This is a genomic window from Hufsiella ginkgonis (genome assembly GCF_009834915.1).
Taxonomy (GTDB): Bacteria; Bacteroidota; Bacteroidia; order Sphingobacteriales; family Sphingobacteriaceae; genus Hufsiella; species Hufsiella ginkgonis.
On sequence record NZ_WVHS01000003.1, the window covers coordinates 540231 to 565908 of the forward strand.

Sequence of the window (25678 nt, forward strand, 5' to 3'; positions counted from 1 at the left end):
ATGCATAATTTGGGGGTCCCCTGAAACAAAAAACCCCTCAAATGATGTCATTTGAAGGGTTTTTGCAATTTTTGGAGGTCATCTCTGTGATCCCGCTGGGACTCGAACCCAGGACCCCAACATTAAAAGTGTTATGCTCTACCGGCTGAGCTACGGAATCATCTTTTTAAGTTCTTTTGTTGGCGTTTCCCTTAAAAGTGGTGCAAATATAGGATTATAACCAACATTGCGCAAGCTTTGGTTTCGTATTTTTTAAAATTACCTGTAAGTAATTAACTCTCAGCGAAAAAATTGATCCGGATAGATGGCGCCGGGCTACAATGGCGCGTCGATCACTTTTATTGCATTTACCAGGCTTCAGCGAGCGATGCGCTGGCCATGGGCGTGCTGCCGTTCAACCAGCCGCTCCGTTTGCCAGGCGAGTACCTTTGCTTCGAGCCGTGCCGGATCCCGAAGGACGTGCACGCCTCGTACCGCAGTCTCTACTTTGTTCACGTTCTGCCCGATGGGCCCCGAGACTCTCATCGTGTCTGTTTTTACGTCGTTTACATCGCATTTAACGAGCTGGTGCACATCGACGCCAGAAATATCAATAATCAGTTCCTGCGCTTGTAAAGCTTGCGGCAGGGGCTTTAGGCGACCCGTTGAACTGTTCCCTGCCATTCGGCGAGGAATGCCGGGGCCCTTCGCCTGCTTAAGCAACATTCCCTGTGCCTGTAGTGATCTGTACAATTACCTTTTTCATACCGTTAATCCTTGTGTATCCTAACAGTTGCCGGTAAAAAGCGACCCTCTATCCTCACTAGCTCGTGCCGGGCACGGATCACTGTTTCGATATCTTTATACGCCTGCGGGTTTTCCTCTACGGTTCCACCGGTCAGGGTTACGCCGGCTCGGCTGAGCATCTTTTTCATGGCAGAAACGGTTATGCTTTCCCTTGCCCGTTGCCGGCTCATGGCGCGCCCCGCCCCGTGCGAGGCAGAATGCAGTGCGTTTGCCACGCCCTTCCCGGTTACTAGGTAAGCGGCGGTAGTCATGCTTCCCGGAATGATCCCGGGCTCTCCTGTATGCGCCGGTGTGGCGCCTTTCGATGTACGATCGCTTCGCGGCCATCCGCAAGGCACTCTTTCCAGGCGAAGTTATGGTGGTTTTCGATCACGGTGATCGCCTGCAGACCCAGTTCCTTCAGCAGGTTGGCATGGATACGCTGGTGACAGGCACGGGCATAATCCCCCGCGAAGGTCATTCCCCTACAGTATTCATGGCCGGCACTACTGTTTATATCGAGCCAGGCGAGTTGTTGTGCATGCCGCGGAAGCTTGCAGGTGTTCATCGCGATCTATGTGTAATGCTTTGCGATAGCGACCCCGAGGCCGCGGCTGCCGGAGTGCGACAGCAACGCCGTGTACTTTTTGGCAGGAAGGCCGAAATAGTTGCCTTCCACCAGTTCCAGCTCGCCAAATTCACGAAATGGGTCCCGTTGCCGGAGGTTCCCAGTTGGCGGACGGCTTTGCCGTGCAACCCTTTCAGGACGGGCAGTTCGCCGAACATGGGGCTGTCGGGGACCTCGTGCTCCTGGTGGATGCCTAAGCCGCCATCCATCCCAAAGTGCGTGAAGTTCCTGATCGCCAGTTCTGCCTGGTATTCGTTTCGCTTCAGGTAGCTATCGGTTTCGTCGCCAAGACACAGGAAAAAGGAAACCCCTGAGCTCAATGGAGCTCCCTATAAACAAAGGGGCGATATGGAGATAAATTCTGTATGATTCCCGGATATTAATAGCCGACAGGTCAGGAACGGCGCAAAAGTAAATTAAAAGAGACCGGCTATACGCGCTCGGAGACCTGCCTGATTTTTATGTTAAATGTCTCTTTTCTATTGAGTTATGTCCCGTAATAATGCTTTAACAAAAAAATAATATTCCTTGTTGCAGATTAAGCCAGCTTTTGTACTTTTGTCCCCGGAGAGTTGGCAGAGTGGTCGATTGCGGCAGTCTTGAAAACTGTTGAACTGTGAAAGGTTCCTGGGGTTCGAATCCCTAACTCTCCGCCAAATACAAATGCTGCCCGAAGGGTGGCATTTTCTGTTTATAGCTCAACCTTAACGTGTACATTTAATAAATATTAAACTGTCGATGAAGAAAATAGGGTTTTTATCATTTGGGCATTGGTCTGACCATCCTTCCTATCAAACCCGTACGGCAGGCGATACGTTGCTTCAGTCAATTGATCTGGCGGTTGCCGCAGAGGAAATTGGTTTGGACGGTGCTTATTTCCGGGTACATCATTTTGCCCGCCAATTAGCGTCACCATTTCCTTTGCTTTCGGCCATAGGCGCCAAAACCAGCAAAATAGAGATTGGAACCGGCGTGATCGATATGCGTTACGAGAATCCCCTGTATATGGTGGAAGATGCTGGTGCTGCCGACCTGATCTCGGGAGGGCGTTTACAATTAGGGATCAGCAGAGGTTCGCCGGAACAAGTGATCGACGGCTGGCGTTATTTCGGTTATAAAACTGCTGAGGGAGAAACTGATGCGGACATGGGGCGCCAGAAAGCCCTGGAATTTCTGGATAAATTAAAAGGGACTGGATTTGCCCAGCCCAACCCGTACCCGATGTTTCCGAATCCACCAGGGTTATTACGGCTGGAACCATATTCGGAAGGACTGCGGGAACGTATCTGGTGGGGAGCCGCATCCAATGCGACTGCTATTTGGGCGGCAGAGAACGGAATGAACCTGCAAAGCTCTACGTTAAAATACGATGAAAGCGGGAAACCGTTTCATGTACAGCAGGCGGAACAGATCAGGCTGTACAAAGAAGCCTGGAAAAAAGCGGGACATAAGCGGGAACCCAGGGTTTCCGTGAGCCGTTCCATTTTTGCAATTGTGAACGATCAGGACAGGTATTTATTCGGGCAGCAAACCAATGGGGCGGATAAGATAGGTTACATCGAGGCTGATAAACGGGCGATCTTCGGGAAAAGTTATGCTGCCGGGCCGGATCAGCTCATCAAAGAATTAGCGCAGGACGAGGCTATCCAGGAAGCAGATACCCTGCTTTTAACCATACCCAATACTTTAGGAGTTAATTATAATGTACACGTTTTGTCCTCGATCTTAGCGCATGTTGCACCTGCGTTGAAGTGGCGCTGATAAACGTAATGCAGCTGTGCTAACTTAGCGGCTTGCGCCCTGATCCTTAACACTTTTTTACTTTTCGCCTTTTTCGTAACGATCTTAATAAGGCGATTTCAACTCCGAAATCGGTTCTGCCGGAGCTTTTCGATAACAATATGGAGCAGCGTCTTCTCGTCCACCCGGTATCAGGCATAGTCGGCCGATGAGCTTACCGTCGATCAGAAATAAAGCAGGTTACCGCCGGGATCCGTGTGCTTGTCCTTTAGTGGCCCGGTGGGATTTTAGTTTATGGGCGAACGGAGCTTGTCACGGTGGGGCAACAGGCAAAGAATTTCATTGCAAATAAGCTATTGAAAAACCCCGGTTGACGCTTGAGCAACCGGGGTTTTTATTTTATTACTTCAATATTATTGGTTGATTCTAAAATATTCCCATGCGTCGGCGGCATCCCTGGTACAGGTCATGGCTTTTGTGCCATTTTCACTTGAAACAAATTTTCCATTGTTACCTCTTAACGCAACTTGACCATCGGCATTCACGATCCAGTCAAACTTCTCCCAATCCCCGATCGTTGTTCGCGTACAGGTGATCGCTTTGGTTCCGTTTTCTGATGAAACGTATTTGCCCTGGCTTCTTAAGGCTACTTTACCTCCTCCGGCATCTATTACAGTAAATCTTTCCGGATCCTCAACAGTCAAGTCAGTGCAGATCATTCCCGACGCCCCGTTTTTAGTAGTAACATACCTGTCATTCACCCCCTTAAGACTAATAATCGTACCGTAGGGTATCGAAGGTGCGTTAACTCTTTGGACCACCACCTGGTCAATTGCCGTCAATAATGAATTAGCGCCCGTAGCGTCGGCATTGAGATCCCAGATCATTATTCCTCCGGCCTCGTCATACGCCAGGTTGGTCTTGCTTTTAATAGTTGGTATCCCGTTATAACCAACATTTCCGAAGGTATCAGAATTCGGATTGCCGCCCTGGGCCAGTATGTCTTTATAATCCACATAAGAACTTGAAGATCGGCCGTAAAAAGGCACACCCAAAGTGGTTTTGGCTTTAGACAAGCCTCTGCCTTGCCAGTAAGTGATTGAATTTGAAGCGAAAGTATATGTTGAGTGATTCGCTCCCCCGCCATCATATGCCATTAGGTTCAGGTAGTCTACGACGTTAAACACCGCAGTTTGAATACTTGTTCCGTTGCTTGCTACAACTGCCGCCGATAATAGTTTTCCATTATTATGCATCGCAGTGGAAAGTTGCTGCATCAGCAGGGTGAAGTTACCGGCGGTACTATTCTCCGGGTATTCCCAGTCAATATCTACGCCGTCCAGGCCATATTGGTTTACCAGGTTAACGAGAGCGGTTACGAATGTATTTCGGGTTGATGCATTCTGCGCTAATGCTTCAAACGCAGAATCATTTCCATCATTCCAGCCTCCAACTGCGATCAGCACTTTCACACCGGCTGCGTGACCAGCGCTGACCAGGCTCGTTAATTTCGATGGTCCCGGTACTCCTTGTAAAGTACCGTTCGCATTTGGTAGTATAAATGCATAGTTTACATGAGTAAGTTTAGAAAATTGAATTTGATTTACCGCGCCTGCCCATGAGGGCATATATCCAACTACCCTGAAATTCGAGCCGGGCACCACGCTGGTGCTTGCCGTATTCTTAGGATTTAAAGCATGATTTTTATCCGATTCTTCAGGAATGGACTGGTTTTTTTTGCATGAAAGTAAAGCTGTCATCAACAGCCACATGCCGAGCAGAGTTTTAATAGTTTTCATTAGTAATTGATTTGGTTAGTCGGCAAAGATAAATGAGAAGGAATGACAAAACCAAGAAAAAATTACTGTAATTAATTGATAATTAGTAAGTTACTGTTATTTTTTGACGTTTAAAGCGCAACCGGATCTTTACATAAACTATTGATTGTCAATGCAAAATCATTATGTGAATTTTCTGTTACAATACGCTTTGCCCGCACGGAAAAAAACGAGGAGCTGTTAAGATTTACGGCAGGTATTTCGCTAGCATTCTCCAGTCATAATAATGGAACACTTTTCCGTTGCTCATGGCAACAAAAAGGCCTTTGGGAAATTTTTCGCCGAGGTTTACATTGGTTACCTCCGAGCCGTCGCTTTCAATAGTGGAAACGGGAATTTCGGCGATAAGCGTATGTTGGTGCGGGTTGTTCCGCGCGCCTTGCCGGGGGTATACCATAAACGTATTGGCCTGCTGGTTAGACACCAGGATATAGCCGGTACTGTCGCCTGTTTCATAAATAGAGATACCTTCGTTATCTCCTTTAAATTGCCCCTGGCCGAATAAAGCCAGCTCGGTATTCCCTTTGGACGGATCAGCATAATACTTGCGTACGCCTGCCGTTTCGTCGGAATAATAAACATAGCCTGATTTATCATCAACGGCGATGGATTCTATCTCCTTTTTTCCGCTGAATATGCCGAACTTCCTTACCAGTTTCGCGCTAACGTTTCCGGTTCCGTCATCGCCTAATTGGTATTGCCACAAATAGGAGCCGTTAACCGGGCCGGTTTTCCTGCCTACGATGGCATAGATCTTTCCCAGGGGATCTTTATAAAGAGAAATTCCCATCAGGTCGCGGTATTCGGGTTGGCTCTCGCCTTCAAAAACGGGAATCCCGCCGTTGTCAACCGGCTTCATATCCGGGAGGCGGTAGATCCGAAGTTTATGTGTCATCCGTTCTGTTGCTACCGCAATATCCGTGGGTGCCCCGTTCAGTAAAAGACCGTATTCGATATCTACGTTATTTGGTCGTTGCAGCCCCTTTACTGTTTTACTCTTTATTTCTTTTCCGTCCAGGTCGAAAACATACAAGCCGCCGTGCTCATTCTTATCGGTGCCAATAATCAGGCTCTTGCTTTTATCCACGGGATTGATCCAGATAGCCGGATCATCCGTATCAAATTCCACCATTTCTGTGAGGAGCGTTGGTTTAAGCGGGGCTTTCTCGCTCTGTTCTTCAACACCTTGTTTTGTAACGTCGCCTCCGCAGCCGGCGAGCATTATCAGCGCCAATGCTGCTGGCAGTTTGTGGAAAAATCTTCTTTCCATTATCCTTATCCTTTATAAAGAGGAGGTTGTATCAAAGCTGCATAGGAATTACTTTAACCAAATAATATTTGACGCCCATGCTCCTGCGACCTCTGTGAGTTTCCGCTGTGTGTTCCGTGTGTAAATGGCGCTTTGTTTTTAACACGGAGCACACAGCGGTTTTCACCAAGGGCTACAGATTGGTTGCGCAGCGTAACGACTGCGAAATAAATACGGCGAGTTCCAGGCAACCTGGCATTGATACAGCCTCCTGTTTTTACAAAAATCTCTTTTATTATTAGAAAATGGTACGACTTAATTGGTGCCAAATGCGCCGAAGAACGCCGAAGCGGCAGGCGATTTATAAGTGGTACCGTTAACGGTAACGCCAGTGGTGATAAAGTAAGGAACGACATCTGTTTTGGCGCCTGTAAGCGCCGGGGAACCTGCTTTTAGGTGAAAGTTCCAGGTACTGGTGTAAGCAAAATCGAGCAGCCCATTGGTTGCGAACGGGAAATTCACAAACAAAGGATCTTTGTCACCGGCGGCGGTACCAGAGATATCATGTGCGCCGTAAACAGCGTCCTTTACGCCTGTTTTAAAGCCGTCGTAACCGTTGGCGGTGCCATTGGCGATGTGTTGCGGAACCGCGCTCGTTTGTGCGCCCGCGGCATAATAGTTATAATCAATTTTGCTGTTCAGGTCGGGGCCATCGGTCGCGTCTTTTTGCCAGCTTGGGGCTTTAGTGCGGAACATGGCGTTAATAACCAGGTTGTTGTAAACGTTCACCAATGCACCTTTTTCGGCCCAGACAGAGCCTCCTTTAGGCCCGTTAGGATCTCTTCTCCAGCCGCTGGCTACGATGGTATTGTTATAGGCATTGATCTGCGCTTGCGCACGCGTGGCGGAAGAACCGGAGTTAGACAGTTTAAAGGCATTTGTGTTTACGCTGTACATTAAGTTGTAAGCGGCATCTACTTTGCAACCTGCTTTTACGTTTATGGCCTCGCCGCCAGCTTCGCCAATGGCATAGAATGTATTGTTGGTGAATATGCAGCTGCCGCCCTGTACGTAAATGGCATCCTCGCCGGTACTGCGGAAAGTGGTGTTCTGGACCACATATTTACCCTGCGGATTGTTGGTGTTAAATGCCACCATACCTTCGCCGCCCCCCGCTTTGAACAAACCGGCTGTTACTGAAGGGGAAGTAGCAGTGGTAATAGCGCCGGTATATTCAATAATGGCATTGTCGATCAGCATCTCCGGGCAGGCGGCAGAACCGATAATACCCCCCCACAGGCGTTTAAAAGTGTTGGCCGCAGTTCTTTCTGCCGCCGATACCGAAATGAGTACAGGGCTGGCGGAAGTACCTTTGATATAAAGGCTGCCCTCTACCACCCATTCGATTTTGGTGTTATTGGCGTCCTGGCCGCCGGTGCCGATATTTACTTCTACGCCTTCCTGGATAGTTAAGGTTTTACCTGCCGGGACCCTGATGTGGCCCGTTACGTTGATCACGGAGTACTTAGCCCAGGTTCCTTCCACGTTACCCGTTACGGTGATGGCATCGCTCTTAGTGACAACTACCGCACAGGTCGCTTTTTGCGCGCCTTCTTCAGTAGTGATGGTAATAGTGGCGCTGCCTGGTTTTACTGCGGTAACCACACCTTTATCAATAGTTGCCACTGTAGCGTCTGAGGTTGACCATGTTGTGTTTTTGTTCGCAGCGTTTTCCGGGAAGATAGTGTAGGTCAATGTTTGGGTTTCGCCTACTTTTAAGGTGGCGGTTGTTTTTGCCAGCGCGATCCCTTTTACAGAGGTATCGATCTTGTCTTTTTTACAGCCGGCGCCCAACAGGGTGATTACTCCGATAGCCAGCAATAACTTGAATGTTAATTGTTTCATGTTGTTTATTTGTTGCGTTTTTATTTATTGCATTTTTGATTTAATAGCTGAACCGCAGACCGACCAGGACAGTCTGACCATAGGTGTCGCTCCGGGTCATTGTGCCATGATGGAAGGTCTCATAACCGGGAGCTTTGTTATTGGCTGGATTAATGGCCTTCACATAATCTTTAACCGGTGTATTCAGCAGGTTGGTCGCTTTAGCGAACACTACATACCTGTTGCCGAATTTTTTCTCCGCCGAAGCATCCAGTTGTACAAATCCGCTCTGCCAGATATCGTTATCAACATACCGGGATACCGCAAATAGCCTGTCGCCCGTATATGCCAGCGACATTTGCGCGTTAATACCCTTCGCTATGCTTTTATATAATAAGGTGAAATTGGCCACGTGTGCAGCTTGCCCTGCCAGCCGGCGTTTTTCGTCCACGTTCTTCACCAATACATGTTCAGTAGCGCTGGGGTCGGGATTGTTAAAGTAGAGAAGCTTGGTGGTGGTGATGTTTGAATTGGTATAAGTATAATTAACCTTGATCCCAAAGTTGTAAGCATATTTTGTATAGTCCAGTTCCAGGCCGTAGTTGGCGGCATCCCCGAAATTTGCGGGCATATAGAAAGATCCTTGTCCCTGCAGTACCATTCCAAATTCAATAGGGTTCGATATTTTTTTATAGAATGCGCCCACCATAAGCTGCTCGGAGGCCTTGGGAAACAGCTCATAGCGCACGTCGGCGTTGTGTGCAACGGTGTGCTTTAAGTTCGGGTTACCGGCCTCTGTGAAGTCGTCATTCACCACCCTGTAGGGAACGATCTCGAAAAAGCTGGGACGATTAACGGCTTCATAATAAGAAGTCCTAAGGTTGGTTTTGTCGTTCAATTTAAATTTCAGGTTTATACTGGGCAGTAAGTCCGTGTATTCCTGTTCGCCTTCATTTTGCAGGCCCGCCACCACATGTTCCAGGTGATACCCCTGGCTGGTATTTTCCACGCGCGCGCCGGCCAGCACCTCAAATTGCTTACTGGTTAGTTTTCCCTGTAAGTAACCTGCACCAATTTTTTCAGACGCCCCATAGTTTAGCGGGTCTCCGGGCGAGCCGAAGGGATTGAATACGGTGAATTTTATACCGCTGTAGCTATTCCAGTCGGTCCCTTCTATCAGGTTGGTTTGCGTACCCGCCGGCTTCGAATCGTCCAGGGGCCGGAACTGGTATTCATTAAAGAAATTAGTTCTTTGTTTATCACGGTACATACCGCCCGCCGAAATAATGACGGGCATACTTTCGCTGCCAAAGCTGTACCTGAAATTCAGGTAGCCTGCCTTGTCTTCGTCTGAATTATGTTCCCATCTTCTTTCTGCACCACCCAGTACTACCACAGATTTGGGGTTTTCTACACCTTTTCTTACGGTAGATGCCATATGTACCTGGCTGTTGTCTGGCACCTCATTAGTAGCTTTTGAGTAAACTGCCGACCAATCTATCGCGAACCGCTTGCCAAAAAAGCTATGATCACCTTTCAGGGTGTTGTTGGATATTTGCTGATGCGTATATCGAAACCTCCTGTTATAGCTTAAATTGTAGTTGTTATTTTCAGGATCGTAGCCAACAGACAGGTCTGTTCTGCGGTCGTCTCTCACCTGGTAGGTCCCGAAGTCCAGGAAAGCGCCGTAGAACTGCAGCTTGTGGTTTTCTGAAAGGCGATAATCTAGTTTGCCGTGCAAACCGGCACGGGTTTGTTCTTCCGAAAACGTTCTGTAGGAGCGGTTCGTTAATACCGGCAGGTTGGAAGCATCGCTGGTGGCCGTGTTAAAAGAAAAGTAGGTGCCGTTGCTGCCTCTTAAACTATTCTGATAGGTGCCGGCCACCAATACGCCAAACTTCCCTTTGAAGAAGCGGTCGCCCAGCGAAATCCCTCCATAAAGATTGGGTTTAGTGCCCATCTTTTTCACATCCAGTAAGCCCGGGTTGAAATCCCTTGATTGTGAAGGATAGGCGGCGCCTAACAATTCGTAGGGAGACTGGGTTTGTATCTGTGATTTATCGTAGGTATAAAAAGGTCGGTCGAAGAAAAGCGTGTTAAACCCGGTAGCTATATTCGCGGAAATCAACAGCTTGGCGGGAGCGTCTTTCATTACAAGGTTTATGGCTCCGCCAATTCCGTCGCCTTCCATATCAGGTGTAAGCGATTTAGTTACTTCCAGCCGATCAAGTAATTCGGCCGGGAAAATGTCCAGCGGCACAAACCTGTTCTTGTTGTCGGGGCTGGGGATTTTTACACCGTTTACCAGCGTATAGTTGTAACGTTTATCCATCCCCCTCAACAGGGCGTATTGTCCATCGCCCGTATTGTTTCTTTCTATGGTGATACCGGAAACGCGCTGTATCACATTGGCTACCGTTAAATCGGGGGAAATTTCAATCGCCCTCGCCGATACAATGTTCATAACCTGGTTGGCTGTTCTTTCCAGGTTCCGCGCCTGTAAGTCGTTATTTTTCTGCTGGGTGGTGGTTATCGTAATGGTGGAAAGCTCCTTTTGGTCTGTCTTAAGCTTAATCACCGGCAGTACGACTATGCCGTTATCCAGTTTCAGGTTACGGGTTTCCGTTATAAAGCCCACCATCGAGACGGTGATTTTATAATCGCCTTTCGGCATATTCCTGATAACGAAACTGCCATCAAGCCCCGAGACGGTATGGTAAGTGGTCCCGTCCGCCTTTATAACCGCCCCGATAATTGTTTCTCCTGTTTGGTCGGAAATGATCAGGCCCCTTAATGTTTGCGACATTGCCGGCGCTGCCATGAACAGGAACGATAATAAAGTAACGATTCGACGCATAAATTGATGCCGTTTTTTTGCGTCACAAAGCTGGGTAAAGCCTTTTTAGAAAAGAAAAAAGTAGCGTAAACTAAAAGGCAACAACGTTAACAACAGCCGTTACAAGTCGTAACAAGTGTAAACGATATAGTATTAATCAATTGATTATCAAGCTATTTTATCGAAACAAAACCTCCCATTATCAAATTGTTACCGTAACATTAAGAGAATGGGTGAAGGCAGGGCGCGATTTAAAGCGATTGCAGGAAAGTGCTGAGGGTTTCTCCCTGGCCCAGTTTCAGTTTTTTACGAAGGCGGTACCTGATCACCCGCAGGCTGTCCGGAGAAATGCCCAGCAGCGTAGCGATATCAGTCGAGCTAAGATTCATTTTAAGTAAGGCAACAAGTCTGAGGTCGTTAGCCGTCAGGTCACCACATATCGCTTTAACTTTATCGAAGAAGCTTTCGTGCACCTGCTCAAAGATCACCCTGAACTCTCTCCAGTAAGTATCCTGGCTCACGCTAATGTTTATTTTGTGTATGAGTTGTTTTAGTTGCTTCTTATGGTCTCTTTTATCGTCGTTCAGCAGCGCATTCATATCCGTTTTTATCGTTTCCAGCACTTCGTTCTTTTGTATCAGGTGCAGGACATGCGAGGAAAGTTCCTTGCTTTTAAGCTCCAGTTGCTGTTTGAGCCTGGATTCTTCCAGCTGTTTATTTTTAAGTTCGGCTTCCAGTAACCCATTCTCGGTTTTGAAGATAAGCTGTTGTGTTTGCCTTATTTCCTGCTCCGTTTTGATCTTTAGCTTTTGCCGCAGGTAAATCAACACCGCAAGCAGCAGCAGCAGGAAAAAAATGATGACGGAAGCTGTGGTAACAATGATATTTACGCGCTTTTCGGCATTGAGCCTGGTGATCTCCGAGCTTTTTTTTTCGGTATCGAAGAGCACTTGTGTTAACGCGATCTGCCTGCTGTTCTCGGTATCGTAAACTTCCGTTGATGAAACACGGGCCAGCTCGGTATAATAATAAGCGCTGTCATATTGCTTCATTAACCCATAACTTCTGCCGATATCCCGGTAAGCGCTGCTCAGCTGGTATTTTTCATTCATTTGTTGCGCCATTACCAGGGCGCGTTTTGAATATTGCAGTCCCGTGGAATACCGGCCTGTTTTGCGGTAAATATCTCCCAGGTTATTAACTATTTCTATTTGGGCGACGGTGTTGTGAAAACGTTCATTTAGCCGGAGGGAAGCCCTGTAGTAATATAAAGACGAGTCGTATCTTTCCTGATCCTCCATAATGCTGGCAATATTCTCGTATATCTTGGCCAGTGAAGCGCTGTCGCCGATATGTACCAGGTGGGTCATGGCTAGTTGCTGGTAAAGGTAAGCCGAATCGTAGGTCATCTTTTTTTCATAGAGGTGACCGATCTCGCCGTAGCTTTCAGCGATGCCTTTATCGTCATTCAGCTTCCTGAACAGGCGAAGAGCTTCATTAAACTCCTTCCTGGCCTGCCGGGGCTGCTTATTATAATAATAAACATTGCCCAGGTAATTAAGCGTTTGCGCGAGGTAGCGGGTTTGATTTTCTTCCTGGAAAATTTTCCGTGCCTCCAGCAAGTGACTAATGGCGCCGGCATAATTGCCTTCATAATGGAGCACCTGTCCCATTTGTTGCAAACTGGTAGCTTCTGCGATGCGGTTTTTGTCTTGCCTGGCTTTGACTACCAGTATTTTGAGTTGCGTATAGGCAGAATCGGGATGCTCGGTAGCTAGTTTAGCCACGATATTCATCCGTTTTAGTTCGCTGTTAGATTGCGCTTTGAGGGTTGCCGGGCGCAATCCCGGAAGCATGTATAAAAAACTTAATAGCAGGTACCACTTTAGTTTGAAATCGCTCATTCAATTACAAGTTAGCCACAGGTCAAAATTGGGAATTATAGCCGGTTTGGCTAACATCGGCGCATTGTTTAACAAAAACATAACAGAGAAGGGTACCTGGTGAGCTTACAAACTATATAGGTCCTTTCTTCCCGATCACCTGCCCGGTGGAAAGCTTGTCTGGCGTAAGGCAGCAACTCCCGGGTATCGATTACCCGGGTAGGTTGAGCCCATTATGCGACATCGTTTATCCTGGTTACATTCCCTCGCAGAAATGACGAAATATGCGAAGGTGTTGTGAAATAATAAACATATTCCTACTTTCGCAGACTGAAAAATCCGGAGAGATGTCAGAGTGATCGAATGTGCCTGATTCGAAATCAGGTGTACTGTCAAAGGTACCGGGGGTTTGAATCCCTCTCTCTCCGCTAAGAAAAAGCACTGATCTCAGTGCTTTTTGTGTTATATTGAAAAAGGGATTGGCGTAAAATCTGAGAAAAGTATTATTTATTAGCTGAAAGCCGTAAGGTCGCCCCCAAAGGAGATAAGGCTCACGCAATCAAAACGTTATTAATAACAGTGGATTAACTGTTGCCCTGTCTTCCTCCGGGGGAGAAAGGCGGGGGAGAATTAATTAAACTAAAGGGGCAATTGAAAATACGTCGATCACCTGTTTTTTGAAGTTCCTGGTGCGTTTGTATACCCCGTTGCCGTTGTTGGATCCATCGTTATTGGTATTGCCCTCGATGGTGACCAGGCTGTCGCCGTTAACCTCCATGATCAGGCCGGTGTGGTACCAGTCGCTGACCGATTTCTTTAACAAAAATATATCCCCCGGTTTTGCCAGGCTTGGGTTGGCTACCAGGGCCTTGTTAGTGATGAGAAGCTGCTTTTCAATACCTTTTATCGCCACCACGTCGCAGCTGTAAGTTAGCGGCATCAGGGTCTTGAAACTTTTTTGAAACTGGGAGGCTGCCTGGTCGATAATGGCTTGTACAAACCCCATGCACCAGAACCAGTCCGTCCCTTCGTTGCCATCCATGTAGCTCCGCACCCAGGGTCCGGTATTGGCCTGCTGGTTAATGATCAGCTCGTACGCGTGCTGGCCCAGGTGCACATGCGCCAGTTCGACAATACGCCCGCGTAAGCCCGTTGCTGCGCCGGGAGCGGTAAACGCTTTTTGAAGCGGCATAGAAAGCTGGCTAAACACGCCGGCGTCTACCACACCGGTTTGCGGCAGGCCTTTTGCTTTTTGAAAGTTCTTAACCGCCAGTTCGGTTGAAGATCCGAAGTCGCCGTCGATGGCGGTGGCTGTTCCCGCTGCCGGCTGCACCTGTGCGAATAGATTTAACCAGGATTGGATTTTAAGTACGTCGGGTTTTTTGTTCGCCGATTTGCTGGCGCAAGTGCCTGTAATAGCAAGCTCTTTGAGGTACTGGTTTTTTATCATCGCTATAATTGTTTGTAATAAGTCAGGATTTAGGTGTTGTTGCTTATGGAAGCAACAGGCAACGGATTGGATTCTAAAAACAATGTGTTGAAGTTACACTAAAAAATTAGAATTAAAATAAGAAAATGTAATTATTATAAGACCGTTTTGTATTGTCATTTCGTAATATCAGGTTGCAGACTGATAGTTACTTGTTAATTTGTAGACCAGCATGCTTATGCAATATCACATTTTTTTTCTTTAATTAAACGGCCCGCTTTTTATGACCCGGCCCGGGCTGTATTTTATGATCTATAGAGCGCCAGAATCAACGTATGGGATATTTTAATAGCGGCAGGTGTCGTCCGCCCGGTAAGTTAAATTGTATTTTTCTGAATTGGATAGCCGCTTTTTACGATAGAATCCCCTTGTAGCTTAGCACATTTTCTCCATATTTTGCACTATATTAACCCGGCTGAGCGAGATCGGCGGACGCAATCACAAGTGTTGCGCGCGCCGCTTTCCCGGATCAGGCGACCCCTGCCGACCCTGGATTCGGCCGGGGCGCTGAACGAAATGATCAAACGGGTCATCGCCAAAACGCGCGTACAGGCATTAGCGTAAGCGGGTTATACTGTACTCAGGGAGGTTTTTTCACATTATTCCAAAATTCCAAAACTTCCTGCTAAACTTGTGTCCTGCCCATAAACCTCTATGTAATGAATGTACGTTGTTTGTTAAACCACGCAAAATTGCTTCTGCCGCCGTTGCTGATGATCATTTCCGTAACCGCGCATGCCCAATCTACCTATATCCCCATCGAGAGCCGCAATAACGCGCTGGTGCTCCAGGCCGAAAAAGGCAAAGCGCCCAGGATCATTTACTTTGGCAGGAAGCTGGTAAATGCCGCCGAGTACGGCAAGGTGGCCGGGTTATACCGCCAGGGCGACGATTATTCGGGGGTACTAAATGCCGCCTACACGTCCTCGGGAACGCATAACCTGGTTGAGCCCGCGGTGAGGGTAACGCATAGCGACGGCAATACGTCGCTCGATCTCCAGTTCGTGAGCTCGGCCACCCAAAAGTTGGATGACCAGGTGACGCTTACCAGCGTGTTGCTCAGGGACCCGGTGTACGCATTCGAAGCCACGTTGTTTTACAAGGTATATGCCAGCGAAGACGTGGTAGAGCAATGGACAGTGCTGAGCCACCAGGAGAAAAAAGCGGTTACGCTGCATAAGTTCGCCTCTGCCAACCTGTACTTAAAAGGGGAGGGCTTCTGGCTTAAACAGTTTCATGGCGATTGGGCAAAAGAGATGCAGCCGGAGGAGTCACAGATTACCCACGGCATCAAGGTGCTCGATACCAAGCTGGGCACGCGGTCGCACCTTTACCAGCCGCCGTTCTTTATAGTGTCGCTTGGCGGACCCGCCCAGGAAAACGAGGGCAAGGTACTGTATGGCAGCGTGGAATGGTCGGGTAATTTCAGGGTCGACCTGGAGCTCGATCCTCTCAATAACCTGCGGGTAATAGCCGGTATGAACGATTTTGCGTCGGAATATTCACTCAAAGCCGGTGAACGGTTTACCACCCCGGCATTCCTGTACACCTTTTCCGGGCACGGGACCGGCGAAGCCAGCCGCAACCTGCAGCGCTGGGCACGTAAGTACCGCGTAATAGATGGCAACGGCTCGCGTTTTACGCTTCTCAACAACTGGGAGTCTACATTCTTTGATTTTAATGAGCAGAAACTGGCACAATTGCTCAAAGATACGAAGCAGCTGGGCGTAGACCTTTTCCTGCTCGACGACGGATGGTTCGGCAACCAGTATCCCCGCAATAACGACCGCGCCGGCCTGGGCGACTGGCAGGAAAACAAACAGAAACTTCCCAACGGTATCAGCTCACTGGTAAAGGAGGCCGAAGCCAACGGTGTAAAGTTCGGCATCTGGCTGGAACCGGAAATGGTAAACCCTAAAAGCGACCTCTATCTTAAACATCCGGGTTGGGTGATCAAACAGCCGGGGCGCGCCGAACACTTATACCGAAACCAACTGGTGCTCGACCTGTCCCATCCGCAAGTGCAGGATTTTGTTTTTAATACCGTGGACGGGATGTTTACCAGGAATCCTGGCCTGGCTTATATTAAATGGGACTGTAACGCGGTGATCTACAACGCCTATTCCGCACATCTCGAAAAGCAATCGCATTTGTATATCGAGTATGTACGGGGACTTTATAAGGTGCTGGAACGGATCAGGGCCAAATATCCCGCCGTGCCTATGATGCTTTGCTCGGGTGGTGGCGGTCGTGTCGACTATGCCGCCTTAAAGTATTTTACAGAATTCTGGCCAAGCGACAATACGGATCCGCTGGAACGCATATTCATCCAGTGGGAATACTCGTATTTTTACCCGGCCATTACCAGCGTCAACCACGTTACCGACTGGGGGAAACAACCGTTGAAGTTTAAGATCGACGTAGCCATGATGGGGAAGCTGGGCTTTGATGTGGACGTAAGCAAGCTGAGCCCGGCCGACCTCGCGTTCGCCCGGCAAGCCGTACAAACGTACAGCACGATTAAAGATATCGTATGGCATGGCGACCAGTACCGGCTGACAAGCCCCTGGAAGAGCGACTTCGCCTCGGTGATGTATGGCACAGCCGATAAGTCTTCGGCCGTGTTGTTTGCCTACCTGGTGAGCAACCGCTACGGCGCGGCAAGCAAGGAACCTGTAGTGTTAAAAGGGCTGGATGCGGCGAAGAAATACCGGGTACAGGAAATAAACCTGTACGGCACGACTCGATCGGCCATTGGCCCTGATGCGGTCTATTCAGGCGATTTCCTGATGTCGGCAGGAATTAACCCCGTGGTGAATGCGGGGAGGGGGAGTGTGGTGCTGAAGATTGAGGAAGTGAGGTAATATTATCGCTCTGCTTTATAAGGTGCCTGTAATTGTCCCCGTTTGCACGGCGGCCCCGATTCATTTATCTTAGCCGCCGCATATGCTTCTGAAAACTCTCTTACTGGCATTTATACTGGCGTTTGCCGGTACACTCTCCTTTGCCCAGCACGTAACCGAACCCGCCAATACTCCCAAAGAATGGTCAAAACCGTACCCGCCGTTCAGGATCGCCGGAAATCTTTATTATGTAGGCACTTACGACCTTGCCTGTTACCTCCTCGTTACGCCGAAAGGAAATATCCTGATCAATACCGGGCTGGCGGCCTCGGTTGAAGAGATCGAGTCGAACATCGAAGCCCTGGGATTTAACCTGGCCGATACACGCATCCTCCTAACTACGCAGGCGCATTACGACCATATGGGCGCCATGGCTGTCATAAAAAGGCTGACAGGGGCTAAAATGATGGTCGACAAGAAAGACGCCGGTGTAATGGCCGACGGCGGAAAGTCTGATTATGCCCTCGGCGGCGATACCTCGTACGAACCCGTAAAAGCCGATAAGCTGCTGCAGGACCGCGATGTGATTTCGTTGGGCGGCACACGCCTCACATTGCTGCACCATCCCGGGCATACCAAGGGCTCGTGCAGCTTTATTTTTGAGGTGAAAGACGGTGCAAAAACTTATAAGGTGCTGATCGCCAATATGCCTACGATCGTAACGAATGAGAAGTTTAACGAAATAACGACCTATCCCGAAATTGTTAAGGATTATGCCTACACGCTGGCAGCCATGAAAAAGCTTTCTTTCGACCTCTGGCTTTCTTCACATGCCAGCCAGTTTTTGCTGCATGAGAAACACAAGCCGGGCGATCGCTATAACCCTTCGGCTTTTACCGATCAAAAAGGATATAACGCGATACTTGCCAGCCTGGAAGAACAGTACCGGAAAAAGATAGCTGAAAAATAAGGATCCTGAAGTGGCGAAGGTGCTTATCGCGCATGGCGCAAAAGTAAATGAGCCCGACACGACAGGCGATACACCGCTTATACCGGCGGTGCGCGCCTGCGTAAATTTATACCAGACTTACCGGAGGTCGCCGTAATCGGTAAGGACATTGCCGGAAAGATCACGTTATGGCCACCCTGTCCTGCGGCCGCAGTTGTTCCACCAGCATTTTCATAGACGACTGCACCAGCGGGAGCTTGTTTTGTTCGTCCATCGACCCGGAAACGTCTACCAGGAATACGAGGTCGCTTGCGGGGAGTTTCGCCGTGCTCATCGTCTTCGCCTTAAGGCTTACCCGTAGCAGGCGGTGCTGCGTGCCCTTAGGACCAGAGGCGTTACGGGAAATTGTCGACATCAGCCGCTGCGGCCTTACAGGTTTTTCAGGCGGTTGCCTTCAAATTTCTCGTCGACCGGCTCCTTAAACGAGTTGAACTTTGGTTTTACGATGCGGATGCTGCGTTTGGAAAGGTCGATACTGGCATTGAGCTCGAACCCTACCAGGATGATAAGGGAGTTGATATAGAGCCACACCATTACCACGATAAGCGTACCGATTGAGCCATAAAGCTTGTTATACGAAGTGAAATTACTGATGTAGATGGCAAAGCCCCAGAACGTAAGCAGCGCGAGGGTGGTGGCCATCCATGCGCCGGCGCTGAATAAACGCCACTTTTTCGCCGTCGCCGGTCCGTAACGATAAAGGATAGAGATGGTGATAAAGTACACGCAAACGAGGATGAACCATTTACCGAGGTCGATGAGGAAGGTCCAGAACGATTCTTTGAGGTGGAAATCGGGCGTGTTTGAACGGATCACGCTCAGGATGTATTCCCCGATGGTGATGATGCCGAGTCCCATGATCAGGGCGGTAACCGTTACCAGCGTAAGGGCGAGGGCTACCAGGCGCTGCTTGAGCCACGAACGGCTCTCGAGCGTGAGCGACGACTTGTTAAATGCCTTCATTAATCCATGCAGCCCATTGGTGGCAAAAAAGAGCGCCGTAACGAAACCGAAGGAAAGCAAGCCGCCGTTTTGTTTTTTGATGATCTCCTCGAGGGTAGATTTTACGGCCATAAAGGCATTCTCCGGCAGTACCAGCTTGATCAGCTCCAGCAGCCCGTCCTGGAAGTTTGTAATGGGAATGTACGGGATGAGCGTACACAAAAAAATGCTGCCCGGGAAAATGGCCAGCATAAAGTTATAGGCCAGCGAGGAGGCCTTGGTAGCCAGCGACTCGCGGGCGATCTCCCGGAAGAAAAACGTTGCAATGGTGTAAATAGGCAGCGGGCTGAACCCGCGCAGCACGGTCACCTTCGTCCATTCGATAAATGCATGTACCGGCTTTAATCTTATGAAGGCGCGCTGCAGTCTGTTCATGTAATGCTAAACGAAAAATTTCTCCAGTCGTTGCAGGAAATCGGCCGGGGGCAGGCAGGGCCGCTTGGTTTCGATATTTACAAACACGAGGGTCGTTTCGCCGATATTGATCAGGTCGCCGGTTTCGTTAAATAGCTCATAATCGAACTTAATGCGCACGGCTGGCATGTCTTTAAGTGTCACTTTCAGGGTGATCTCTTCGTCGTACAGCGCGGGTTTAATGTATTTGCATTTCAGCTCGAGCACAGGCATCATTACGCCCGATTCTTCCATAGAGCGGTACGTCATCCCGAGGCTGCGGAGCATTTCAACGCGCCCTACTTCATAAAACTCCGCGTAGTTGCCATAATACATGTAGCCCATCTGGTCGGTTTCGCCGTAGCGCACGCGGAGCTTCGTTTCATGTACCAGCATCAGCGTTTAATGTTGCGTGCGTCAAGCGCTTCCCTGAATTTTCGTGCGTTTACCTCGTGTTCCGCAAGCGTCGCCGCAAAGTTATGGCGTCCTGAGAAATCTTCTTTTGCGCACATATAGAGATAACTGTTCTTCTGGTAGTTCAGCACGGCATCGATGGCGCTGATGCTCGGCATGTTGATGGGCCCCGGGGGGAGACCGGTATACCTGTAGGTATTGTACGGCGACTCGATGCGCAGGTGCCTGTTGAGCACACGGTGGATGGTAAAATCGTTTGCCGCGAAAATAACCGTAGGGTCCGATTCCAGTTTCATGCCTTTTTGCAAGCGATTCATGTACAGTCCGGCGATAACCGGCATCTCGTCATTGTAAAGTGCTTCGGCGTCCACTATCGATGCCATGATGCTGACCTGCACAGGGGAGAGGCCGATCTTCCCGGCTTTACCGCGTCGTGTTTCGTTCCAGAACTTTTCATACTCCTGTGCCATCCGTTCGGCAAACTGGCCGGCTGTGGTATTCCAGTACATCTCGTACGAGTTGGGGATGAACATGGCATAAACATTATCGGTAGTGAAACCGTGTTTTTCTGCGAAGGCAGCAGAGTTGAGAAGCGACAGCAGGGCCGTCGAATCGAGCTCGAGACGGCTCGCGGCAAAGCGGGTAAAATCGCGCTTGAGCCGGATGTTCTGGAACCGGAACTTTACCGCCTCCTGGCTGCCGGATTTCAGCATGTTAATAAGCCTGCGGTTGTTCATGCCCGCAGACACGCGGTACCGGCCGGGCCTGATCCGCTCGCTATAGTCCATGCCTTCGGCGGCTTTCACGAAACTTTGCATGTCCTTTACGATCCCCGAATCCGTCATCATCTGCTGCACGTCTCTAAAAGTGGCGCCGGTATGGATGTAAAGGTATTGGCGCTGCCCGCTGATATTGGGCGCGAAGTAGGTTTTATAGTATCTGAATAAGGTAATTGCGAGGGCGATGGCAATGATCATTACCACGGCGATGATCACCTTGATAAACATTCCTTTCTTTTTTTGCCGGGTGGCGGACATAGCGTAGCTGGTTAAAATGAATAAATAAACATAATTACGGCACTATTGGTTCGACAGCACCACATCGATTTTAGTACCGATGGATACTTTTGTTAACGAATCGCTTACCGCAGGGTATTGTTTAATGATCTTCGCCTTGGCGGAATCGAGGACCGAGCCTTCGTATACGCGGTCGCCCAGGTCGAGCGAGGCGCCCTTCAGCATAAAGAGCGCTTCAGAAATGGTGAGGCCGGTAAGGTCCGGTAAGTCCACCTCGCTGGCGCCCTGCCCGTCGCCGAGCACCAGGTCTATCCTTGAGCCCTTAGGTATCTCCTGTCCGGGTTTGACGGTCACACCCCCGAACTTAGCTTCGAGCACGCGGTCGCGTTCAATGTCTGAAACATAAGACGTGTCGCCCACCTTCAGCCCGTAGTTGGTGATGATGGCCTGCACTTCCAGGAACGTTTTATTGAGGATATCGGGGAAACCCACATCTGGTGCCGTCCGCGTGATCACGGTAAGGTATATCACCCTGTTGCGCTTAACCCGGGTGCCCGCATCCGGGTCTTGTTCCACCACGGCGCCGGGTTTCTTATCAGCCTGGTAAACGGAATCTACCTGGTATTGGAACCCTTCCGACTCGAGGACCTGGATGGCTTCTTCGAGCATCAGTCCCTTCAATTCCGGAACGGGCAAAGCTTCGCCATGGTTAGTATAAAAACGAAGGCTGAAAAAGGCGATCAGTAACAGCGATACCAGCGAGACAATGGCAACCAGGAAATTTTTGCGGAATTCACGAGTTCTCAGGTATGCGAAAAATTTGCTCATTGGTTCAAACTTAGCCTAAAAATATAGTATTTCAAGCGATAATAACACAACTTATTGGGATTGAAATCATTTAAAAATATCTTTGGCGCATGGCCCCTAAAAACATTGCACTAATGGCCGGTGGTTTTACCGGTGAATTCGAAGTGTCGATCAACAGCGCCCGTAACATCGCTGCCAGCCTCGATCCCGCTAAGTATAACGTATATACTTTGGTGGTAACTACCGGTAACTGGTACTATGAAATACCTGGCGGAATTGCTGTAGAGGTGAACAAAAACGACTTCTCTTTAATGCTTGATGGCGAAAAAGTTACCTTCGATGCCGCCTTTATTACCATTCACGGTACCCCGGGAGAGGACGGAAAACTGCAGGCTTATTTCGATATTCTTGGCATACCGTATACAACCTGCGATACGTCTACGTCGGCCGTTACCATGAACAAGGCCTTTACCAAAGCGGTGGTAAGAGATGTGCCCGGGCTCTATACGGCACGCTCCGCCCGTTTTTATAAGAATGATGGCGACCCGGTTACCGGGATCATGGACCAGCACCTGCAATTTCCGCTGTTTATCAAACCCAATAATGGGGGAAGCAGCGTGGGCATGTCGAAGGTGAACGATGCCGGGGAACTCCCGGCGGCCCTCGGGAAAGCGTTCCGCGAAGACGACGATGTGCTGGTAGAGGAATTTATTTCGGGCCGGGAGTTCAGCATCGGTTTATACCGTTTCCATGGTGAGATTTTCGTGCTGCCGCCTACAGAGATCATCAGCTCGAAGGACTTTTTTGATTACGAAGCTAAATATACACCCGGAATGAGCCGGGAGATCACGCCTGCCGCCCTGGAGCCGGCACAGCTCGACCGGGTGCGTAAGATAGTCCGCCAGGCATACCACGTGTTAAATTGCAAGGGGATGTCGCGCGTGGATTTTATCCTGCAGGAACATACCGGCAACTTTTATTTTATCGAGATCAACACCACGCCGGGGCAGTCTGCCGCCAGTATTTACCCGCAGCAGGTGCGGGCAGCCGGGATGGACATCGGGGAGTTTTACGGCGAGCTGATCGAAGAAGCCTTACGCGGTGGCGATAAATAGCCTTTTTTTCCTGGTTTGTAGCACATCCGCCATTTCTTTCGTACCGGTAAGAAAAAGTTATGAAAAAACTCGTTGCTTTCGTAGTGGTGCTGCTGGTGGGGCTATGTTGCAAAAAAGAAGATGAGCTGGTATGCGGCTGCAGTATTTATGTGCCCCAGGTCTCTTTCATTATCAAGAACGCACAAAATGCCGACCTGCTCGATCAGTCGGTAACCGGCTCATTTAGCCGGAGCGCACTCAAGCTGCGTTACCTGGACAAGGGCGTGATGAAAGACATCGCTTACGACATCGCTCCTCCGTTTACCTATAATTCGGTAACATTTAAGTTCAACCAGGTGCGTTCCGCCCAGCTTGCCACCCTCAGGATCTCCGATTATGCCAGGGAGTTTTATATCGATTTCGGCAACGGCGATACAGATACCCTTACGTTCGACTTCGACAAATTTGCCGGCGCCGCTTCTAATGTGAAGCTGAACAACAAAACGGTGCTGCGCGAGCCTTCTATCCCCGAAACCTTCGGGTATATCTTCTATTTGCTTAAGTAGACCGGCCAGGCCCCGGCACCTCCCTGCATAATTACCCGTAATCTCCCTTATCATGAAAACACGCCTTATCTTCGCTGCCCTGTTCATTGGATTGAGCTGTAACAAAGAACCGCTATGCGGCTGCAGCCCGATCGACCGGCACCTGATCCTGATCATTAAGAGCAGTCAAAACGCCGACCTCCTGGATCCTTCCGTACCCGGGGCGATCGACCGCACGCGGATTAAGATGCAGTATAAGCAAAACGGCGTGTTGAAGGACATCGCTTTCGGGTTTGGCCCGCCCTATAACTACAATGCCGGCCAGGGCGCCGGTGTTACCTTTAACCAATTGATCTCGTCGCAGATAGCCATTTTGCGTGTTGCCAATACGGCCAGTGAGTTTTACCTCGACCTGGGCAAGGGAACGCCCGACACCCTAACGTTCGACTACCCGATGGATAAAAATTACGCCGAAAATGTTAAACTCAACGGTACGGCGATACAACCGGAGCCCTCGGTACCCAGTGGATACGACAGGATGTATGCGATCATAAAGTAATTCAGTAAAATTTTATTTCTTCAGAAATTTTCGTTCCTTTGCACTCCCAACACGACTCGGTAGCTCAGCCGGTAGAGCAAGTGACTCTTAATCACTGGGTCGAGAGTTCGAGCCTCTCCCGGGTCACCAAATGAAAGCGGTACTTTAAGGTATCGCTTTTTGTTTTTGAGAATTTGCTATATTTTCCCGTGCAGCTTTCGGATTTCCCCTAGCAATTCCATCTGCAGCCTTCTTCACAATTGGCTGCACTTTATATTACCGCGCAGCCATTTCAAAGCGCTCTTTATCGCTACGTTTTAAAGCATCCTTAGAAGCTAAAGCTCCGAATCGTCGAACGAGTGATCGACGGTAGCCATATGACCAAAGTTACAATAGTAGGGGCCGTAATGCCAAGAGCGGAGAACGCGAAATACATATCAGCCCTTTTCGATGGTAATCAAATCCCCTGATCAACGGAATGTCGACCGTTGGGTTATTTTGTCATCGCTTGGGGTTGAGGTGCTTAAAGTCGGACAGGCTGCACGGTGACTTTGTTCCGGCAGGCACGCGATTTGATGCAAATTAACTCATACCGGCGGGCCATGAAAAAACGAGTACTTTTTATACAAGGCGGCGGCGAAGGAGGCTACGAAGCCGGCATCCCGCTAGCAGAAGCGCTGCAGGAAGCTGTGGGAGAGGACTATAAGGTGAATTACCCCCGGATGGAGTCGGATGAAGAAGCGCCGGATTTTGGCTGGCTCAGGCAGATCGGGGAGGAGATCAGCAGCTCTGGCGAAAACGTTATAGTGGTCGCTCATTCGCTGGGTGCGTCCATGGTGCTTAAATATCTTTCAGAACAACTGGTGGCGAAAAGCATAGCCGGCATTTTCCTGCTGGCAGCACCTTTTTGGAGCGGTAACGAGCATTGGAAACAAGGGCTGAAGCTGAAAGAAGATTTCGCCGCAGCGCTTCCAAAGAACATCCGGATTTTCTTTTACCGCTGCCGGGACGACGACGAGGTGCCTGTTGACCACTTTGCCGCTTACCGTGACAGGCTTCCTGGCGCGTCCTTCCGGGAGCCTGAAAGCGGCGGGCACTTGTTCAAAGGGAGCCTTCACCTGCTGGTCAGGGATATTAAAGCGCTATAACTTTGCAGACCGGGTGACATAATTTGGCGGTTACCCCTTGTAAATTACCTCCGGAGCACGTACGTTTGAGACGCGTACGCCTCACCGTGCAGGCCTTTAATAACTAATCCACATGAAGTACTTTCTTATCTTATTACTCTTTATGACAGCAACATTAACGGGTGCACAGGCCCAGACAGCACCAGCATCCCCGGCGAACCGCCTTCGTCACGTGGTTTTATTTAAGTTCAAAGACGCCAGCTCCGCCGCCGATATTAAAAAGGTGGAAGATGCTTTTCGCGCGCTGCCCGCCAGGATCAGCACTATCCGCGATTTCGAGTGGGGGAAAAATAACAGCCCCGAGGGGCAAAACCAAGGGTTTACACATTGTTTTTTCGTAAGCTTCGACTCGGAGAAAGACCGTGATGTGTACCTGCCGCATCCCGCACACAGCGCGTTTGTTGAAGTGTTAAAACCACACCTGGATAAGGTGCTGGTGATTGATTACTGGGCGGGTAAATAATGGATCAGGCAATGACGCTTAACTTGACGCCTATGCCTTTGGAGTGAGAACCTTA

The 25678-nt window shown here is 49.3% G+C and carries 20 protein-coding genes, 4 tRNA genes and 2 pseudogenes; 11 read left to right on the forward strand and 15 right to left on the reverse strand.

The genetic code is table 11. The features are described from left to right. Window positions 1-87 precede the first annotated feature (87 nt). The 4 genes and pseudogenes from GS398_RS14700 to GS398_RS22515 form a co-directional block, all read right to left on the reverse strand. Window positions 88-160, reverse strand: a tRNA-Lys gene (locus GS398_RS14700). Between the two features lie 299 nt (window positions 161-459). Beyond that, window positions 460-543, reverse strand: a pseudogene (locus tag GS398_RS22940) (peptide chain release factor family protein); the annotation flags it as partial. Window positions 544-749: 206 nt separating this feature from the next. Next, window positions 750-1333, reverse strand: a pseudogene (locus GS398_RS22870) (RtcB family protein). After that, the gene (locus tag GS398_RS22515) at window positions 1330-1713 is read right to left on the reverse strand and encodes a hypothetical protein (RefSeq protein ID WP_237488204.1); all 384 of its coding nucleotides are present in this window, start codon (window positions 1711-1713) and stop codon (window positions 1330-1332) included. The pseudogene GS398_RS22870 and the gene GS398_RS22515 overlap by 4 nt, the downstream one beginning before the upstream one ends. Window positions 1714-1959: 246 nt before the next feature. On the opposite strand from GS398_RS22515, the gene GS398_RS14715 reads away from it, so the two are divergent. Continuing rightward, a tRNA-Ser gene (locus tag GS398_RS14715) sits at window positions 1960-2049 on the forward strand. 82 nt (window positions 2050-2131) lie between these two features. Further along, window positions 2132-3154, forward strand: coding sequence for an LLM class flavin-dependent oxidoreductase (locus GS398_RS14720; RefSeq protein ID WP_160907542.1), 1023 nt, complete (start codon window positions 2132-2134; stop codon window positions 3152-3154). A 392-nt stretch (window positions 3155-3546) separates the two neighbouring features. Here GS398_RS14720 and GS398_RS14725 read toward each other — a convergent pair whose 3' ends face one another. The 5 genes from GS398_RS14725 to GS398_RS14745 all read right to left on the reverse strand — a co-directional run bounded on the left by GS398_RS14725 (window position 3547) and on the right by GS398_RS14745 (window position 12844). Then, a complete protein-coding gene (locus GS398_RS14725; RefSeq protein WP_202406080.1) occupies window positions 3547-4932 on the reverse strand; it encodes a glycosyl hydrolase family 18 protein in 1386 nt (461 codons plus the stop codon). Between the two features lie 226 nt (window positions 4933-5158). After that, the gene (locus GS398_RS14730) at window positions 5159-6241 is read right to left on the reverse strand and encodes a phytase (RefSeq protein WP_237488205.1); all 1083 of its coding nucleotides are present in this window, start codon (window positions 6239-6241) and stop codon (window positions 5159-5161) included. A 294-nt stretch (window positions 6242-6535) separates the two neighbouring features. Beyond that, the gene (locus tag GS398_RS14735; RefSeq protein WP_160907543.1) at window positions 6536-8125 is read right to left on the reverse strand and encodes an Ig-like domain-containing protein; all 1590 of its coding nucleotides are present in this window, start codon (window positions 8123-8125) and stop codon (window positions 6536-6538) included. A 40-nt stretch (window positions 8126-8165) separates the two neighbouring features. Then, window positions 8166-10961, reverse strand: a complete 2796-nt coding sequence (locus tag GS398_RS14740; protein WP_160907544.1) for a TonB-dependent receptor — start codon at window positions 10959-10961, stop codon at window positions 8166-8168. 230 nt (window positions 10962-11191) lie between these two features. Further along, complete coding sequence (locus tag GS398_RS14745; RefSeq protein ID WP_160907545.1) at window positions 11192-12844, reverse strand: tetratricopeptide repeat protein; 1653 nt, start codon at window positions 12842-12844, stop codon at window positions 11192-11194. A 320-nt stretch (window positions 12845-13164) separates the two neighbouring features. On the opposite strand from GS398_RS14745, the gene GS398_RS14750 reads away from it, so the two are divergent. After that, a tRNA-Ser gene (locus GS398_RS14750) sits at window positions 13165-13251 on the forward strand. A gap of 206 nt (window positions 13252-13457) precedes the next feature. On the opposite strand, the gene GS398_RS14755 is transcribed toward GS398_RS14750, so the two are convergent. After that, window positions 13458-14273, reverse strand: coding sequence for a peptidoglycan-binding domain-containing protein (locus GS398_RS14755; protein WP_160907546.1), 816 nt, complete (start codon window positions 14271-14273; stop codon window positions 13458-13460). Window positions 14274-14971: 698 nt separating this feature from the next. Here GS398_RS14755 and GS398_RS14760 point away from each other — a divergent pair. Together GS398_RS14760 and bla are read left to right on the forward strand one after the other, a co-directional pair. Further along, a complete protein-coding gene (locus GS398_RS14760) occupies window positions 14972-17176 on the forward strand; it encodes an alpha-galactosidase (RefSeq protein ID WP_160907547.1) in 2205 nt (734 codons plus the stop codon). An 88-nt stretch (window positions 17177-17264) separates the two neighbouring features. Continuing rightward, on the forward strand, window positions 17265-18125 hold the full coding sequence (gene bla, locus GS398_RS14765; RefSeq protein WP_439649225.1) for a subclass B3 metallo-beta-lactamase: 861 nt from the start codon (window positions 17265-17267) through the stop codon (window positions 18123-18125). 160 nt (window positions 18126-18285) lie between these two features. On the opposite strand, the gene GS398_RS14770 is transcribed toward bla, so the two are convergent. The 5 genes from GS398_RS14770 to GS398_RS14790 are packed head-to-tail and all read right to left on the reverse strand — an operon-like array spanning window position 18286 to window position 21817. Continuing rightward, window positions 18286-18519, reverse strand: a complete 234-nt coding sequence (locus GS398_RS14770) for a vWA domain-containing protein (protein ID WP_160907549.1) — start codon at window positions 18517-18519, stop codon at window positions 18286-18288. Window positions 18520-18533: 14 nt separating this feature from the next. Continuing rightward, the gene (locus GS398_RS14775) at window positions 18534-19541 is read right to left on the reverse strand and encodes a YihY/virulence factor BrkB family protein (RefSeq protein ID WP_160907550.1); all 1008 of its coding nucleotides are present in this window, start codon (window positions 19539-19541) and stop codon (window positions 18534-18536) included. 6 nt (window positions 19542-19547) lie between these two features. Next, entirely contained in the window at window positions 19548-19955 is a 408-nt protein-coding gene (locus GS398_RS14780; protein WP_160907551.1) for an acyl-CoA thioesterase, read from the reverse strand. Next, window positions 19955-21010 (reverse strand): endolytic transglycosylase MltG, encoded by a 1056-nt coding sequence (gene mltG / locus GS398_RS14785; RefSeq protein WP_160907552.1) that lies wholly within the window; start codon window positions 21008-21010, stop codon window positions 19955-19957. Before mltG ends, GS398_RS14780 begins: the two co-directional genes overlap by 1 nt. Window positions 21011-21052: 42 nt before the next feature. After that, complete coding sequence (locus GS398_RS14790; RefSeq protein WP_160907553.1) at window positions 21053-21817, reverse strand: PASTA domain-containing protein; 765 nt, start codon at window positions 21815-21817, stop codon at window positions 21053-21055. Window positions 21818-21906: 89 nt separating this feature from the next. On the opposite strand from GS398_RS14790, the gene GS398_RS14795 reads away from it, so the two are divergent. The 6 genes from GS398_RS14795 to GS398_RS14820 all read left to right on the forward strand — a co-directional run bounded on the left by GS398_RS14795 (window position 21907) and on the right by GS398_RS14820 (window position 25623). Further along, a complete protein-coding gene (locus tag GS398_RS14795; protein WP_160907554.1) occupies window positions 21907-22911 on the forward strand; it encodes a D-alanine--D-alanine ligase in 1005 nt (334 codons plus the stop codon). Between the two features lie 59 nt (window positions 22912-22970). Further along, window positions 22971-23456, forward strand: a complete 486-nt coding sequence (locus GS398_RS14800) for a hypothetical protein (RefSeq protein ID WP_160907555.1) — start codon at window positions 22971-22973, stop codon at window positions 23454-23456. 52 nt (window positions 23457-23508) lie between these two features. Further along, a complete protein-coding gene (locus GS398_RS14805) occupies window positions 23509-23994 on the forward strand; it encodes a hypothetical protein (protein ID WP_160907556.1) in 486 nt (161 codons plus the stop codon). Window positions 23995-24047: 53 nt separating this feature from the next. Continuing rightward, window positions 24048-24123 (forward strand) — tRNA-Lys (locus GS398_RS14810). A 452-nt stretch (window positions 24124-24575) separates the two neighbouring features. Continuing rightward, on the forward strand, window positions 24576-25121 hold the full coding sequence (locus GS398_RS14815) for an alpha/beta hydrolase (RefSeq protein WP_160907557.1): 546 nt from the start codon (window positions 24576-24578) through the stop codon (window positions 25119-25121). A 112-nt stretch (window positions 25122-25233) separates the two neighbouring features. Continuing rightward, window positions 25234-25623, forward strand: a complete 390-nt coding sequence (locus GS398_RS14820; protein ID WP_160907558.1) for a Dabb family protein — start codon at window positions 25234-25236, stop codon at window positions 25621-25623. The last annotated feature ends 55 nt before the right edge of the window (window positions 25624-25678 follow it).

What these genes read in the sequence shown, in the direction of transcription:
- GS398_RS14720 (WP_160907542.1), top strand. Translation starts at nt 2,132, where the DNA reads ATGAAGAAAATAGGGTTTTTATCATTTGGGCATTGGTCTGACCATCCT.
- GS398_RS14805 (WP_160907556.1), top strand. Translation starts at nt 23,509, where the DNA reads ATGAAAACACGCCTTATCTTCGCTGCCCTGTTCATTGGATTGAGCTGT.
- GS398_RS14795 (WP_160907554.1), top strand. Translation starts at nt 21,907, where the DNA reads ATGGCCCCTAAAAACATTGCACTAATGGCCGGTGGTTTTACCGGTGAA.
- GS398_RS14725 (WP_202406080.1), bottom strand. Translation starts at nt 4,932, where the DNA reads ATGAAAACTATTAAAACTCTGCTCGGCATGTGGCTGTTGATGACAGCT.
- GS398_RS14735 (WP_160907543.1), bottom strand. Translation starts at nt 8,125, where the DNA reads ATGAAACAATTAACATTCAAGTTATTGCTGGCTATCGGAGTAATCACC.
- GS398_RS14820 (WP_160907558.1), top strand. Translation starts at nt 25,234, where the DNA reads ATGAAGTACTTTCTTATCTTATTACTCTTTATGACAGCAACATTAACG.
- mltG (WP_160907552.1), bottom strand. Translation starts at nt 21,010, where the DNA reads ATGTCCGCCACCCGGCAAAAAAAGAAAGGAATGTTTATCAAGGTGATC.
- GS398_RS14775 (WP_160907550.1), bottom strand. Translation starts at nt 19,541, where the DNA reads ATGAACAGACTGCAGCGCGCCTTCATAAGATTAAAGCCGGTACATGCA.
- GS398_RS14760 (WP_160907547.1), top strand. Translation starts at nt 14,972, where the DNA reads ATGAATGTACGTTGTTTGTTAAACCACGCAAAATTGCTTCTGCCGCCG.
- GS398_RS14755 (WP_160907546.1), bottom strand. Translation starts at nt 14,273, where the DNA reads ATGATAAAAAACCAGTACCTCAAAGAGCTTGCTATTACAGGCACTTGC.
- GS398_RS14790 (WP_160907553.1), bottom strand. Translation starts at nt 21,817, where the DNA reads ATGAGCAAATTTTTCGCATACCTGAGAACTCGTGAATTCCGCAAAAAT.
- GS398_RS14780 (WP_160907551.1), bottom strand. Translation starts at nt 19,955, where the DNA reads ATGCTGGTACATGAAACGAAGCTCCGCGTGCGCTACGGCGAAACCGAC.
- GS398_RS14745 (WP_160907545.1), bottom strand. Translation starts at nt 12,844, where the DNA reads ATGAGCGATTTCAAACTAAAGTGGTACCTGCTATTAAGTTTTTTATAC.
- GS398_RS14800 (WP_160907555.1), top strand. Translation starts at nt 22,971, where the DNA reads ATGAAAAAACTCGTTGCTTTCGTAGTGGTGCTGCTGGTGGGGCTATGT.
- GS398_RS14740 (WP_160907544.1), bottom strand. Translation starts at nt 10,961, where the DNA reads ATGCGTCGAATCGTTACTTTATTATCGTTCCTGTTCATGGCAGCGCCG.
- GS398_RS14815 (WP_160907557.1), top strand. Translation starts at nt 24,576, where the DNA reads ATGAAAAAACGAGTACTTTTTATACAAGGCGGCGGCGAAGGAGGCTAC.
- GS398_RS14770 (WP_160907549.1), bottom strand. Translation starts at nt 18,519, where the DNA reads ATGTCGACAATTTCCCGTAACGCCTCTGGTCCTAAGGGCACGCAGCAC.
- GS398_RS14730 (WP_237488205.1), bottom strand. Translation starts at nt 6,241, where the DNA reads ATGGAAAGAAGATTTTTCCACAAACTGCCAGCAGCATTGGCGCTGATA.